Source organism: Pirellulales bacterium (assembly GCA_035533075.1).
Lineage (GTDB): Bacteria > Planctomycetota > Planctomycetia > Pirellulales > JAICIG01 > DASSFG01.
On the sequence record DATLUO010000081.1, the window covers coordinates 14,325 to 27,818 of the forward strand.

The window sequence follows — 13,494 nt, forward strand, 5'->3', positions numbered from 1 at the left end:
AAATTTGAATGTACGGATTTCGCGTCCGGCTGCCACTATTAAGGATGACGGTTCGATTCACTCCCTTTTACCGGCGGTTCTGACCCATGCGATTGACGCTCCGCACGATGCTGGCTTATCTGGAAGACCTTCTGGAGCCGGCCGACGCCGAACAGGTCCACAAGAAGATCGAGGAAAGCGAATTCGCCACGAGCCTGATGCACCGCACTCGCGATGTGACGCGGCGGCTGCGGCTGGGGGCGCCCAAATTGCACGGCCGGGGCATGGGCTTCGATCCGAACACGGTGGCCGAGTATTTGGACTACACGCTCCCTTCGGAGCGGGTGCCCGACTTCGAAAAGGTCTGCCTGGAGTCCGACGTCCACCTGGCGGAAGTGGCCTCGTGCCACCAGATCCTGGCTCTCGTGCTCAGCAAGCCGGCGGAGATTGAAGGCGGCAGCCGCCAGCGGATGTACGAATTACTCAGCCAAGCCGATGCGACCGCGGCCGCGCGGACGGCGGCCAAAAGCGAACGCACGTTGGCCGAACGGGCGGCGCGGTCGTCTCGCCGCAAGAAAAAACGCCGCCGCCCCAAGGTGCCCGACTATCTACGCGAAGCGTCGGACACGCCCGCCCGGTCTCGGCCGTGGGCCGTAATGCTGCTGGCCGCGCTGGTGTTGCTGGCCGCCGGTATTGGCGTGGCGAGCTTCTGGCCGCAGATTTCGGCGCATTTCCGGAACGGGGAGGTGGTGGCGCGGGTCGAGCCGCCCGACCATGTCGCCGACGTTAACCATCCGCCGGAAAACGCAGGCGGCGTCTCCGCACCGCAGTTCCAGAATCAGGCCCCAAGCCGAACGGCGGACCAAGAGAAAACGCCCTCCGGCGCGCAGGAAGCCGCATCGTCGGACAACAAGTCTGCGGACAACAAATCGGCGACCGCCGACCGGCACACCCCGCCCGAGCCGTCTCAGGAACAGCCGGCCAAGGCAACGAAGGACGCGAACGCGAAACCAACGCAGACCGGCAACGCCGACGAAAGCACGATGCCCGAAAAGGTCGCGGCCGAGAGTTCGGCGGCGCGCGAGGGCCCGCAACCGGCACGGCCGGGCCGCCCGCCAGCGGCGTCTGACGAAGAGGCAAGCCACACGGCGTCGAGCACCTCCAAGCGGCCCGTCGAAAAGGAGCCTGCCGACGAAGGACCGGCCTCGGAGGCGATCGGACGACTGATTACCGATCAGGACGTGCTCTTGCGACTGGCCGGCGACGACTGGCAGCGCGTGGCCGCCCGCGGCACCGTCCATGCCGGCGAGCGGCTCATCGGGCTGCCGACCTATCGCCCCAGTGTGACCATGAGCAACGGCGTAACGCTGCAATTCGTCGGCGGCGCCATCGCGGCATTGGGGCGGCCGGATGCCGATGGCACGCCCGAAATCCGCCTGACGTCGGGGCGGCTGCTGCTGCTGACCGTCGCCAAGCCGGACACCAAGATTCGCTTGCAGGCCGGCGACTATGCCGGAACCATCGAGTTCGGCAAAGAAGAAGCCGCTTTGGCGATTGAGGTCCGTCCCTTATTGCCCGAAGGCGCCAATCCCGAAGAAGAGGCGGCTCCGGCCGCGGTCGACCTGTATCTGGCCAGCGGCCAGGCGACCTGGACCGACCGCAAGGGTCGCAGCGATACGATGAGCGGGCGGGCATGGCGCTCGCTCGGCAGTGCCAAGACCGGCAACCGGCCGGCCGAGGAGCTGCCCATCTGGATCGAAGACAGCGAACTGAATCCGACCGACCGACGGGCGTCGGAGGAAATCGAGAAATTCCTGCGTGCCGACAAGCCGGCGACGCCCGCCCTCACGGAGCTGGCCACGCACCGCAAGATCGAGAACAGTCTGCTGGCCACGCAAAGCCTGGCCCTGATCGATGAATTTGGCCCGATCATTCCGCTGCTCAACGACAAAGCCTATCGCATTGCCTGGACCTCGCAGATCGAATCGCTGCGATCGGCCCTGGCGCGGGGCACCGAAACCGCCGCCCTGGTGCGGCAGGCCTTCGAGAGTGCGCGCGGCAAAGCCATGGGTAGCGACCTGTATCGGATGCTCTGGGGTTACGACTCGCAGCAACTTGAAGACGGCGCAGCGGCGCAGCTCATCGAGTGGCTCGACGCGCCCGACGAGCAGCTCGACTACCGCGTGCTGAGCTTCTGGAATCTGCACCACATCACCGGCCTGGGGCTGTATTATCAGCCGGGCGACCCCGAAAAGCAGCGTCGCACGTCGATTCAGCGGTGGAAGCAGAAGCTCGAATCCGGGCTGATCGTGCCCAAAGCGGCGTGATGCTGGCAAACCGGACGGCGGCAAGTTACAACAATGGGGAAGGACCGTTTCGTCTTCCCACGCCCCCGCTCCCATCCACCGAGGCATTTTGCCATGAATCGAAAGCCGCCCGAATCGCCTGCCCGACAAACTCGCCGTAAGTTTCTTCGCACTGGCGCGACGATCACCGCCTCCGCCTTCGCGGCCCCGATGGTGATACCGCGGCACGTGCTGTCCGCTCCGGGCAAGCCCGGCGCGAACGACCGCATTACGGTGGGAGCCATCGGAGTGGGCGGCCGCGCCAAGCTGCTCTTGCAACAGCTCCCGGAGTCGGCCCAGATCGTGGCGCTGTGCGATTGCAATCTGCCGCGGGCCGACGAGTTCAAATCGAAGGCCAAGCAAGACTGGCCCGTCTATCAAGACTATCGAAGTTTGCTGGAGCGAAAGGACATCGACGCCGTGATCGTCGGCACCGGCGAGTTTCAGCGGGTGTTGCCATGCATTCACGCCTGTCAGGCGGGCAAAGACGTCTATGCCGAGAAGCCGCTGACGCTCTACGTGCGCGAGGGGCGTGCCTTGGTCGAGGCGGTGCGACGCTCCGACCGCGTGCTGCAGGTCGGTTCACAGCAGCGGTCGATGGCCATGAATCGCGTGGCCTGCGAGCTGGTCCGCGGCGGCGGCCTGGGCAAGCTGCTGGAAGTGCGGGCCATGAATTACAGTAATTCGTCGCCGGCCGAACCGCGTCCGGCGGCGGCCGTGCCCGACGGACTCGACTGGAATATGTGGCTCAACCAGGCGGCCGAGCGGCCTTATCATCCCGACTGGATGGGCTGGATGCGGTGGCGCGATTTCGCCGGCGGCGAGATGACCAACTGGGGCGCTCACGGCGTCGACCAGATCCAATGGGCGCTGGGCATGGACGGCAGCGGGCCGACCGAAACGCGTCCCCTCTCGGCCGGACCGAACGGGCAGGTGGCCATGCGGTACTCCAACGGCGTCGAGGTCAAGTTTGTGCTCGAACAGGGGCACGGCCCGATGGGCGGCGCCGTGTTCGTCGGTGAAAAAGGCAAGCTGGAAATCAACCGCAACAAGTTCACATCGAATCCGCCCGAAATCGCCGAAGAGCTCAAGAAGAAGGTCAACGTCGAAGAAGAAGAGCGGAAGTGGAGCGATCAACTGGCCCTCTGGCAGGCGCGCTGGCACATGCAAGACTGGCTCGACTGCATCCGCAGCCGCGAGCGGCCCGTGGCCGACGTCGAGATCGGGCACCGCTCGATCACGGTGTGCCATCTGGCCAACATCACTCGCGCCCTCGGCCGCGAGCTGCGCTGGGATCCGGTCCGCGAACAGTTCGTCGGCGACGATGAGGCCAACGCGATGCTCGACCGACCGCGGCGCAAGGGATTTGAGTTGCCGACGGTCTGAACGGTTCCTGACCATCTGCGTCAGAAAATCAATCAGCCGCGCCGCATCGTCGACCACCAAGTAGGGCGTGACGCTAGGATGACCTTCGGGAATCGGCTTAACGGCCATGATCGGCGGTCCTCACCGTCTTTTCCGTCGCCGTCGCCGTGGCGAGGCGGAAGGCGGCGCAAGCCAGGGCCGCGCCAGAATGACGGATGACGCCGGAAGCCCGCGCCGGAAACATACCACCGCGGAACTCGTCCACGTACTCTTGCCCGCCGCCCGCCATGCCGAAGCACTTGCAGCGACAGATCGAGCTACTCAAGCAGAAGATTCTTTTCGTCGGTTCGATGGTGGAAGGGGCGATCGCCAATGCCGTGGCCGCCCTGGTGGAACGCGACGAAACGCTGGCCGCCAAAGTGCTGGAAGAAGACGCCGAAATCGACCGCATGGAGGTCGATGTCGAGGAAGACTGCCTCAAGATTCTGGCCCTCTATCAACCGGTGGCCGTCGATCTGCGGTTCGTGGTCGCCGTGCTCAAGATCAACAACGACCTGGAGCGGATGGGCGACCTGGCCAAGAACATAGCCAAGCGAGTGCTCTATCTGGCGAGGGTCGACCGGGTGGACGTGCCCGTCGATTTCCGCGGTATGGCGGTGCGTGCTCAGGACATGGTCAAGCGGAGCCTCGACGCCTTGGTGCGGGGCGATTCGGCGTTGGCCCACCAGGTGCGCCAGGACGACGACGAATTGGACGCCATGCGGCGGACGGTCCACGAGAAAATCCGCGTCGCTATCCGCGAGCGGCCGCAGCAGACCGAAACGCTGATGAAGCTCTATTCGATCGCCAAGCACCTGGAGCGGCTGGGCGACATGGCGACCAATGTGGCCGAAGACGTGATCTATATGGTCGAGGGCGACATTGTCCGCCATCAGGACGAAGAAGCCTGAGCGGGCCGGCAAAATGGGCAGGAGGGCCAAAGCGGGCGTGTTCGGCGGAATGTTTGTTTCGCAAAAAGTCGGGTAATTCTCCGCCGCCGAGGGGACCGAACTAAGCGAAGAGTGCCGATTGCTCGTCAGAAGCCGGCTGGTGCGCCGCGCGGATTGGATCCGCCGGCTTTGGCCGGGCCGCCTTGCGCGGCGGGTTGGGAATTGCCTTCGTGTCACGCATCTCGATTATCATCCCGACGTTGGAAAACACCGAAGCCCTGGAAAGCACCCTGCTTTCGGTGCTCGAACGCCGTCCGCCACGAAGCGAAATCGTCGTCGTGTTGGGCTGTGTTTATACAGACCCCTACGGCCTGAAGGACGAAATCCGTTTCGTTCAGGCGCCCGACCGGTCGACGCTGGTCGACTTGGTCAATTGCGGCATTGCCGCCGCGCGGAGCGAGGTTGTCCATGTGTTGGCCTGCGGAGCGACGGTCGACGACGGCTGGACGCTCTCGGCGGTACGCCGCTTCGAAGACCCGCACGTGGCCGCGGTCGCGGCCGTGGTGTTGGACGCAACGGCACCCGCGCGCGTGATCGCAGCCGGCTCGACATGGTCGTGGGGCGGGCACTCGGCGGCGTCGGCCCACGGTTGCCCGGTTGAAGCCGTCGGTGTGATCGGTCGCACGTGGGTTGGCCCGCATCTGGCCGGCGCGTTTTATCGCCGCGGCGCCTTCGTCGAGCTGGGATCGCTGGACGCCACGTTGCCGGCCGAGCTGGCCGCCGTCGACCTGGCTTTGCGAATGCGGCACGCCGGCCGGCATTGCGTGCTTGACTGCGAGTCGAAGATCTTCGTCGATCCGCGACTTGTGGGCGGCGACGGTTTCTTCCGGCGATCGCGGCACAGCGAACGGCTGTTCTGGCGACACGCCCGGCAGCGCGGTTGGGTACGCAGCCTGTTTGCCCACGGCTGTCGCGTGGCGGTCGAGGCGCTGACCAGTATTCCGCGGCCGTGGCTCGTGACGCAACTCGTCGGCCGCATGGCGGGTCTGTGCGACGGAACTGCTCCGCAGATTTCGCCGATCGCGCCTGTGGCGGAAACAAATGCCGCTACGGCCGTGAGCAATCCGGCGCGGCGGGTTGACGCAGCCCATAAATCGCCGGAAGAGAGAAAGAAAGCTTCTCGCCGTTCAACGGGCCGCCATAAACGGCGCCAGCGGAAAGAGATCATCTAAGGCTGTCGGCCTGGAACGTCTGCGCCGCAAGGGGGCTCACTCCCGTCGCGCGGCCACCTGCCGCAACTCGCGGGGCAGCGGAAAATAGACCTCTTCGGGACGCACGCTCCGCGATTCGACGCTGGCATCGAACCGCTTGCGCAAGAACTCGATGCAGTCTTCCACCACCAACTCCGGCGCGCTGGCCCCGGCCGTGACCAACACCGTTTCGTGGCCGCGAAACCAACTGACGTCGATGTCGGCCGAGCCGTCGATCAAGTAGGCCGGCACACCGTTCTCCGTCGAAATCTCGGCCAGCCGCTGGCTGTTCGAGCTGTTCTGGCTCCCCAAAACCAGCACCAGGTCGGCTTCGCGCGAGAGCACCTTGACGGCCTCCTGCCGGTTTTGCGTGGCGTAGCAGATGTCTTCCTTGGGCGGGTTGGCAATCTGCGGAAAGCGTCGTCGCAGCCGCTCGATGATGCGGTTGGCGTCGTCCACGGAAAGCGTCGTTTGCGTCAGGTATGCCAGCTTGGCTCCCGGCGGCACCTGCAGGCGATCGACGTCGTCGGGCGTTTCGACCAGCACGATCGAGCCGGGTGCTTCGCCCATCGTGCCAATCACCTCGTCGTGCCCCTCATGGCCGATCAGCACGATCGTGTAGCCCTCTTTGGCGTAGCGGATCGCCTCCAGGTGGACCTTCGTCACCAAGGGACACGTGGCGTCGATCGTTTGCAGGCGGCGTTCATCGGCCAGCCGCCGAATTTCGGGCGAAACCCCGTGGGCCGAGTAGAGCAGCACCGCTCCCTCGGGCACTTCGGCCAACTCATCGACAAACACCACCCCTTTGGCGCGGAACGTTTCGACGACGTAGCGATTATGGACGATTTCGTGATAGACGTAGATCGGCGTGCCGTAAATCTCGATGGCCAGATCGAGGCTTTCGATCGCCATGTTCACGCCCGCACAAAAACCGCGCGGGCCGGCCAGGATGATTCTCATAACGGTTTGTCTCGGAGGCGAGGATTCATCATAATACATCATTGGGGGGCGGTTGACCATTTGAACGGACGCTGATGACTTCTGCTGTATTCGCCGCGGAATTGGCAAGGCACGGCCCCGCCGCCGCGGTACGTGAGCCGCCGTCGCTCGCCGCCAGCCGGGACTATTGCCGGCGTCTGGCCCGCCGTCATTACGAGAACTTCGTCGTCGCCAGCCGCTTGCTGCCACGTCCGCTCAGGCAGCACTTCGCCAACGTCTATGCCTATTGCCGCTGGTCCGACGACCTGGCCGATGAAACCGCCGGAGCGGAAGAAAGTCTCGCATTGCTCGATTGGTGGCAAAAGCAACTTGAAGAGTGCTATGCCGGCCGGGCCTCGCACCCGGTGTTCGTGGCCCTGAGCGAGACGATTCGCGAGTTCGAGATTCCGCCCGGTCCATTGCGGGCGCTGCTGAGCGCCTTTCGACAAGACCAGCGGGTCACGCGGTACGAAACGTTCGACGATCTGCTCGATTATTGCCGGCGGTCGGCCAACCCGGTCGGCCGGCTGGTGTTGTGCTTGGGGCGGGTCCACGACGAAGATCGCGGCCGCCTTTCCGATTCGGTTTGCACCGGCCTGCAGCTTGCCAACTTCTGGCAAGACGTGGCCGGCGATTGGCGACGCGGCCGCATCTATGTTCCGCTGGAAGACGTTCGCCGCTTCGGCTTTTCGGAAAGCGATTTCGCGGCCGGCAGATCGAACCAGGCTTTTCAGCGGCTGATGGCCTTTGAGGTCGAGCGGGCAGAAACCTGGCTGCGCAACGGGTTGCCGCTGATCGAACGCTTGCCCGGCTGGCTGGCGGGCGACGTGTGGCTGATCGTTCAAGGCGGGCTGAAAATCCTCGACAAAATCCGTTCGGTCGAGTTTGACGTCTGGTGGCGACGCCCGCGGGTGACGCGCTGCGACCAGGCACGTCTGCTGGCCGGCTACCTGGTGCGCCGCGCGACGGCGGGAAGAAGATGACCGTTTCGCTCGCCGCCAGCTACGACAACTGCCGCCGCCTGGCCCGCCGCTCGGCCAAGAATTTTTACTATTCGTTTCTCGTCCTGCCGCGCGAGAAACGCCGGGCGATGTGTGCGCTGTACGCCTTCTCGCGCCAGACCGACGACTTGGGCGACAGCCCCCGGCCGCTCGATCAGCGGCGGGCGGCCTTGACGCAATGGCGGGCGTCGCTCGACCGTTGCCTGAGCGGCGTCTACGACTCACCCATCTTCCCCGCCTTGGCCGACACGATCGAACGCTATCGGCTACCGCCGGAGCACTTGCACGCTCTGATCGACGGCGTCGAGATGGATCTCGGTTCCTGCCAGTACGAGTCGTTCGCGGACCTGAGCGATTATTGCTACAAGGTCGCATCGGTCGTCGGCCTGTGCTGCATCCGGATATGGGGCTTTAGCAACGAGCGGGCGTTCGAACCGGCGGTGAAGTGCGGCCTTGCCTTGCAGTTGACGAACATCTTGCGCGACCTGGAAGAAGACGCCGCCGCGGGCCGCGTATACCTGCCTCAAGAAGACCTGCGCCGGTTCGGCTACGCCGCCGATGAATTGCGGCGAGGCGTTGTCGACCGCCGGTTTCGCGAGTTGATGCGGTTCGAGATCGAGCGTGTCGAGCGGTTTTACGACGACGCGGCCGAACTGCACCGCTGGCTGTCGCCCGACGGCCGGTCGGTGTTCGGCGCCATGACGAGCATCTATCGCGGGCTGCTCGATGAAATCAAGCGTCGCGACGGCGACGTGTTCGGGCATCGCGTTCAGCTCACGGCGTGGCGCAAGCTGAGCATCGCCGGTCGCTGGCTGCTGGCGAGTCCCGGCCATGCGGTGCCCGCGCCGGCCGGGGCCAGGCGGCAATGACGCCCGACGCCGCCCCGCGCCGCATCGCCATCGTGGGAGGAGGCCTGGCCGGCCTGGCCGCGGCGGCGGCGCTGGCCGAACGGGGCTTCGAACTGGAACTGTATGAGTCGCGCCGGCGGCTGGGCGGACGCGCCGCCAGCTTCTACGACGCGGCCAGCGGCGAGTGGATCGACCATTGCCAGCACGTCGGCATGGGGTGTTGCACCAACCTGATCGACTTTTGCCGCCGCACCGGACTGTCGAAGCTCTTGCGACGCGACCGGGTGCTCCACTTCTTTGGGCCTGACGGCCGATGCTTTCGGCTGGCGGCCAGTCGTTGGCTGCCGGCGCCGCTACACTTGGCGCCGGCCTTGCTGCGCATGGGCTATCTCTCCTTGGGAGAGCGGGCGGCGATTGCCCGGACCATGCTGCGGCTCGGCCGCATCGGATCGGACGGCAACCAGGAAGCGACCATCGGCCATTGGCTGCGCGACCAAGGTCAAAGTCCGCGGGCCATCGAGCGTTTCTGGTCGGTCGTGCTGGTCAGTGCTTTGGGAGAGGATCTCGATCGGGCCTCGCCGGCGGCTGCTCGAAAGGTGTTCGTCGATGGGTTCCTCGCTGCCCGCACGGCGTATGAGATCGATGTCCCTCGCGTCGCGCTGGGCGAGCTCTATGGCGAGCGGCTGGAGGGCTGGTTGAATAGCCGCGGCGTGTCGCTGCAGTTAGGCACGCCCGTCAAGCAGATCGAAGGCGACGCCGCGGGCGTGAGCAAGATCGTGCTGGCCGACGGCACGCGGCGCGAGATCGACGGCGTGATTGCGGCCGTCACTTGGAAGCGGGTTCACGAGTTGTTCGACGCTCCGCTACTGGCCCGACTGCCCGAGTTGTCGGGCGTCGATCAGATCGAGGCGGCTCCCATCACGGGCGTCCACCTCTGGTTCGATCGCGAGATTACGCCCTTGCCGCACGCGGTGCTGGTCGGCCGGTTGAGCCAATGGCTGTTCAATCGCGGCGGCGCGTCGGCAGGACCGGTCGAGCACTATTATCAAGTGGTGATTAGCGCATCGCGGTCGTTGGCCGGACGCGATCGCGCGGCGGTGATCGACGAAATCATCGGCGACCTCGCTGCGATCTGGCCGGTGGCACGGGAAGCAACGCTGCTCCGCTGGCGGATCGTGACCGAACAGGCCGCGGTGTTCTCCGTGCGGCCGGGCATCGAACGTCTGCGTCCTCCGCAGCAAACCTCGATCGCCAACCTGGCGTTGGCCGGCGACTGGACGCGCACGGGCTGGCCCTCCACGATGGAGGGCGCCGTCCGCAGCGGCTACTTTGCCGCTGAAGCAATCTTGAACGCCTTTGGGCGCCACGAGCGAATCCTGGTGCCGGACATGAGGCCATCCTGGTTGGCCAGGCTGCTGCTGGGCTGCGGCGGACAAGAGGGATGGAAAGGCACGGCCTGAAATGATATTCTGTACACGCTGGGTGGATCGAAGGGCGTACTTTGGAATATGGGCGACGGGGACGTTTACGGAGCGACATGGTGAAAATCAAGAACGGGTCATCGCGGAAGCGGAATGGAAACGGCTCGCAAACCGCTTTGTTCGAGGAAGACGCGCGCGAGTCGGTCGTTTGCGGAGCGGGGCACGAATACTTGACGGTGCTCCCGCCCGCAGATGTGTCGGACACCCTGCAAGCAGTCCGCTCCCCCGTGAAAGTCGTCATGCTCGACCCTTGGTACAACAAGGGCTTTGGCGGTGTCCGCGACGACTATGACGAATGGCTCGCCGACGTCGTGGCGAAGTCGGGCAAGATCGCGGAGCACGTCTACGTGTGGGGCTTCCCCGAGATTATTTGGCGGCTGTTGAACAACCTTCCTGGCGATTTGAAATTGATTGCATGGTTGACCTGGTTTTACCGAAACTGCCCCTCGGTCATTCGCGGCTGGCGTTCGGCACAATACACCTGCCTGCACTTGGCGCGGGAGGATGCTCAACTCTATGCCGAGCATTTTTTGAACGACGTTCAGCTCGCGAAGCAACGCGAGGGCAAGTTGAGGTACATCCCCGGACCGCCGAGCGTAATCGACGTTCCGCTCAATATTGGGTTTGTCGGCAGGAACGAACAAACGGGGCATCCCTCGCAGAAGCCCGAAAAGGTCATCGAACCGCTGATTCAAATGGCAACGAAGCCCGGAGATACGGTTTTGGACCCCATGTGCGGTTCGGGGACGACGGGAGCGGTTTGCGCCAAGCTTGGCCGGCACGCGATACTGTGTGACATCTCCGAGGAATACACGGTGATTACCGAACAGCGGCTTGGGGTCACGCGCTGTCAATCGCCGAAGTATTCGCGCAAGAAGTCATAGACGGCCCGCTTTTCGCGCTCTGGCGCCGCTTGCACGATCGCGTAGACATTCAGTTTGCCAGTTGCATGGTCCCAGAAATTCTTCTTGACGACCTGGTGGCGACCGCAAAGCGCTTGCCAGGCATTCGGGTCATGGGCGTCCGCTTGGGGATTCATGGAATGCGGCGTCTTGTGATCGGCGGTCAGTTTTACGGTCCCGCCGCCGATCGGGTCTTGTTCACCCGCTTTCAGCCCGCACCGAACGCCACCGTCCTCCCATTCGCACGAATGTCGAGCGCGTTCCAACACCGCTTGCCATGTCTTGGGGGCGATTTTAACCCGCCTGCCCGACGTCGTTCGCCGTTCCGCCGACACCAGGCGGTACTCCGACCGCTTCAGTTCTTGGGTGTCGCGCGATGACTGAATGGTGTAACCGTACTCGACGCGGAGCTCAGACAGTCGCTGGTGCCAGTTTTCGGGAATCTTTCCCGTCACCGGATCCGCGGCGACCTCCAGGATTCGCTCGCGCGTTACGATCCTCCCGACGTTGTCGAGAAACAACGCTTCCAGACGCTGCAAGATCGACGCCTGGGTGTACTTCTTTTTCTTCGTGGCCATTCGCCTTGCACCGCGCGGGACCGCACTTCGCTTTGATCGACAGGCTGCGACCGATAGCTGAAGGCGTTTCCTGGCCGTGGGACGCGACGGCCCCCCGGAGCCGCCGAGCCCGGTTGGACCGGAGCACCGTTTGGCCTTATGCTGAAAGAGGGCGACCGAGAGCATATAAATCGGGGCGTTTAACGTAGTCGTTGCGAGGACTGAGCAGATGCCGCACATTGTCGTAGACACCACCGAAGCGGAACTGATCGCCGCTGCTGGTAGCACGGTACACGTGCGTGATCCCAAGGGACGCTTGGTGGGCTTTATTACGCCTGCCCCACCGGAAGAGGAGATCGCCGCGGCCAAGGCGCGACTGGCCGAAGGTCGAAAAGGCCCGACGTATACGACGGCCGAAGTCCTTGCGCATCTTCGCTCGCTTGAGAACCAATGACTCGCTTCACGGTCACGTGGTGGGATCCGGCTCGCGAGGAACTGACTGAAATAGGGCTGGCGGATCCTGGGCAGCCTCCAGGATTCGCTCGGGCGTCGCGATCTTCCCGACGTTGTCGAGAAACAATGCTTCCAGACGCTGCAAGATCAGGATCCGCTGTCTCTGGAAAAACGGCCCAGCTTACCGCATAATCCGAATTCACAAACCCCGCCTCCTCCGAACCGCACGCATAAGGGAAACTCTCGCATGACTCAACCGCTCAACGTCGGCATGATTGGCTACGGCTTCATGGGCCGGGCACACTCCAACGCCTATCGCCAGGTAAGCCAGTTCTTTCCGCACCAGCGCCGCCCCGTGCTCAAGGCCTGCTGTGCCCGGAATGAAGAGAAGATCAAGGCGTTTGCCGAGAACTGGGGATACGAGTCTTACGAGACCGATTGGCGGAAGCTGATCGAGCGGAAAGACATCGACCTGGTCGACATCGGCTCGCCGAACAATACGCACCGCGAGATCGTGCTGGCCGCGGCCAAGGCGGGCAAAATGATTCTTTGCGAGAAGCCGCTGGCCATGAATGTGGCCGAGGGCGAAGAGATGACCGCGGCCGTCGAAAAGGCGGGCCTGCCGAACATGGTCTGGTTCAATTATCGCCGCGTGCCCGCCATCGCGCTGGCCAAACAGCTTGTCGACGAGGGCCGCATCGGGCGTCCGTTTCACTACCGGGCAACCTATTTGCAGGACTGGACCATTGCCGAAGACGTGCCGCAGGGCGGGGCCGCGCTGTGGCGGCTCGACGTGAATGTGGCCGGATCAGGCGTGACGGGCGATCTGCTGGCCCACTCGATCGACGCGGCCGAATGGCTCAACGGCCCGATTCGCCGCGTGACCGCTGCCACCGAGACCTTCGTCAAACAACGGATGCACCAGGAGACCGGCAAGCTGGAGCCGGTCGGCATCGACGACGCCTGCATGTTTCTGGCCCAGTTCGCCAACGGCTCGATGGGCACCTTCGAGAGCACGCGCTACGCCCGCGGCCGCAAGAACTACAACACCTTCGAATTGAACGGCCAATCCGGCAGCGTTTTCTTCGATCTGGAAGACCCGCAATACCTGCAATACTTCAAGTACGCCGATCCGAAGACGGGGGCGAAGATCGAGAGCCATCTGACCGGCTGGCAGAAGATTCACGTCACCAACTTCGAGCATCCCTATATGAAGAATTGGTGGGTGCCCGGCTGCACGATCGGCTACGAGCACACGTTCATCAACGCCCTGGCTGACTTTTTGCAGTCGCTCGAGACCGGCAAGCCGGTGCAGCCCGACTTCCGCTGCGCGTTGCACACGCAAAAAGTTTGCGACGCCGTGCTGACCAGCGCCAAGAGCGGGCAGTGGGTGGAGATTGACTGAC

The 13,494-nt window shown here is 64.0% G+C and carries 12 protein-coding genes; 10 read left to right on the top strand and 2 right to left on the bottom strand.

Annotated elements, in window-relative coordinates; all coding sequences use genetic code 11:
- Window positions 1–86: 86 nt before the first annotated feature.
- The 4 genes from VNH11_10600 (at window position 87) to VNH11_10615 (ending at window position 5,850) form a co-directional block, all read left to right on the top strand.
- Window positions 87–2,306 carry a hypothetical protein gene (locus VNH11_10600; GenBank protein ID HVA46803.1) on the top strand — a complete coding sequence of 740 codons (2,220 nt, stop codon included), beginning with the start codon at window positions 87–89 and terminating at the stop codon, window positions 2,304–2,306.
- A gap of 93 nt (window positions 2,307–2,399) precedes the next feature.
- A complete protein-coding gene (locus tag VNH11_10605) occupies window positions 2,400–3,710 on the top strand; it encodes a Gfo/Idh/MocA family oxidoreductase (GenBank protein HVA46804.1) in 1,311 nt (436 codons plus the stop codon).
- 266 nt (window positions 3,711–3,976) lie between these two features.
- Window positions 3,977–4,639, top strand: a complete 663-nt coding sequence (gene phoU / locus VNH11_10610; GenBank protein ID HVA46805.1) for a phosphate signaling complex protein PhoU — start codon at window positions 3,977–3,979, stop codon at window positions 4,637–4,639.
- Window positions 4,640–4,848: 209 nt separating this feature from the next.
- A complete protein-coding gene (locus tag VNH11_10615; GenBank protein ID HVA46806.1) occupies window positions 4,849–5,850 on the top strand; it encodes a glycosyltransferase in 1,002 nt (333 codons plus the stop codon).
- A 36-nt stretch (window positions 5,851–5,886) separates the two neighbouring features.
- On the opposite strand, the gene ispH is transcribed toward VNH11_10615, so the two are convergent.
- Window positions 5,887–6,828 (bottom strand): 4-hydroxy-3-methylbut-2-enyl diphosphate reductase, encoded by a 942-nt coding sequence (ispH, locus tag VNH11_10620; protein HVA46807.1) that lies wholly within the window; start codon window positions 6,826–6,828, stop codon window positions 5,887–5,889.
- Window positions 6,829–6,902: 74 nt separating this feature from the next.
- Between ispH and hpnC the strand changes: the two genes are divergently transcribed.
- The 4 genes from hpnC (at window position 6,903) to VNH11_10640 (ending at window position 11,060) form a co-directional block, all read left to right on the top strand.
- Entirely contained in the window at window positions 6,903–7,829 is a 927-nt protein-coding gene (gene hpnC / locus VNH11_10625) for a squalene synthase HpnC (GenBank protein HVA46808.1), read from the top strand.
- Window positions 7,826–8,716, top strand: a complete 891-nt coding sequence (locus VNH11_10630; GenBank protein HVA46809.1) for a phytoene/squalene synthase family protein — start codon at window positions 7,826–7,828, stop codon at window positions 8,714–8,716. Before hpnC ends, VNH11_10630 begins: the two co-directional genes overlap by 4 nt.
- Entirely contained in the window at window positions 8,713–10,155 is a 1,443-nt protein-coding gene (hpnE, locus tag VNH11_10635; protein HVA46810.1) for a hydroxysqualene dehydroxylase HpnE, read from the top strand. Before VNH11_10630 ends, hpnE begins: the two co-directional genes overlap by 4 nt.
- A gap of 77 nt (window positions 10,156–10,232) precedes the next feature.
- Window positions 10,233–11,060: a site-specific DNA-methyltransferase gene (locus tag VNH11_10640; protein HVA46811.1), complete on the top strand. Its 828-nt coding sequence runs from the start codon at window positions 10,233–10,235 to the stop codon at window positions 11,058–11,060.
- On the opposite strand, the gene VNH11_10645 is transcribed toward VNH11_10640, so the two are convergent.
- Complete coding sequence (locus VNH11_10645) at window positions 11,027–11,656, bottom strand: hypothetical protein (GenBank protein ID HVA46812.1); 630 nt, start codon at window positions 11,654–11,656, stop codon at window positions 11,027–11,029. The two genes, VNH11_10640 and VNH11_10645, sit on opposite strands and share 34 nt — an antisense overlap.
- Before the next feature lie 208 nt (window positions 11,657–11,864).
- Between VNH11_10645 and VNH11_10650 the strand changes: the two genes are divergently transcribed.
- Together VNH11_10650 and VNH11_10655 are read left to right on the top strand one after the other, a co-directional pair.
- A complete protein-coding gene (locus VNH11_10650; GenBank protein HVA46813.1) occupies window positions 11,865–12,089 on the top strand; it encodes a hypothetical protein in 225 nt (74 codons plus the stop codon).
- Window positions 12,090–12,335: 246 nt separating this feature from the next.
- Window positions 12,336–13,493 carry a Gfo/Idh/MocA family oxidoreductase gene (locus VNH11_10655; protein HVA46814.1) on the top strand — a complete coding sequence of 386 codons (1,158 nt, stop codon included), beginning with the start codon at window positions 12,336–12,338 and terminating at the stop codon, window positions 13,491–13,493.
- Window position 13,494: the final 1 nt, after the last annotated feature.

What these genes read in the sequence shown, in the direction of transcription:
- VNH11_10640 (HVA46811.1), top strand. Translation starts at nt 10,233, where the DNA reads ATGGTGAAAATCAAGAACGGGTCATCGCGGAAGCGGAATGGAAACGGC.
- VNH11_10630 (HVA46809.1), top strand. Translation starts at nt 7,826, where the DNA reads ATGACCGTTTCGCTCGCCGCCAGCTACGACAACTGCCGCCGCCTGGCC.
- VNH11_10655 (HVA46814.1), top strand. Translation starts at nt 12,336, where the DNA reads ATGACTCAACCGCTCAACGTCGGCATGATTGGCTACGGCTTCATGGGC.
- phoU (HVA46805.1), top strand. Translation starts at nt 3,977, where the DNA reads ATGCCGAAGCACTTGCAGCGACAGATCGAGCTACTCAAGCAGAAGATT.
- ispH (HVA46807.1), bottom strand. Translation starts at nt 6,828, where the DNA reads ATGAGAATCATCCTGGCCGGCCCGCGCGGTTTTTGTGCGGGCGTGAAC.
- hpnC (HVA46808.1), top strand. Translation starts at nt 6,903, where the DNA reads ATGACTTCTGCTGTATTCGCCGCGGAATTGGCAAGGCACGGCCCCGCC.
- hpnE (HVA46810.1), top strand. Translation starts at nt 8,713, where the DNA reads ATGACGCCCGACGCCGCCCCGCGCCGCATCGCCATCGTGGGAGGAGGC.
- VNH11_10645 (HVA46812.1), bottom strand. Translation starts at nt 11,656, where the DNA reads ATGGCCACGAAGAAAAAGAAGTACACCCAGGCGTCGATCTTGCAGCGT.
- VNH11_10650 (HVA46813.1), top strand. Translation starts at nt 11,865, where the DNA reads ATGCCGCACATTGTCGTAGACACCACCGAAGCGGAACTGATCGCCGCT.
- VNH11_10605 (HVA46804.1), top strand. Translation starts at nt 2,400, where the DNA reads ATGAATCGAAAGCCGCCCGAATCGCCTGCCCGACAAACTCGCCGTAAG.
- VNH11_10600 (HVA46803.1), top strand. Translation starts at nt 87, where the DNA reads ATGCGATTGACGCTCCGCACGATGCTGGCTTATCTGGAAGACCTTCTG.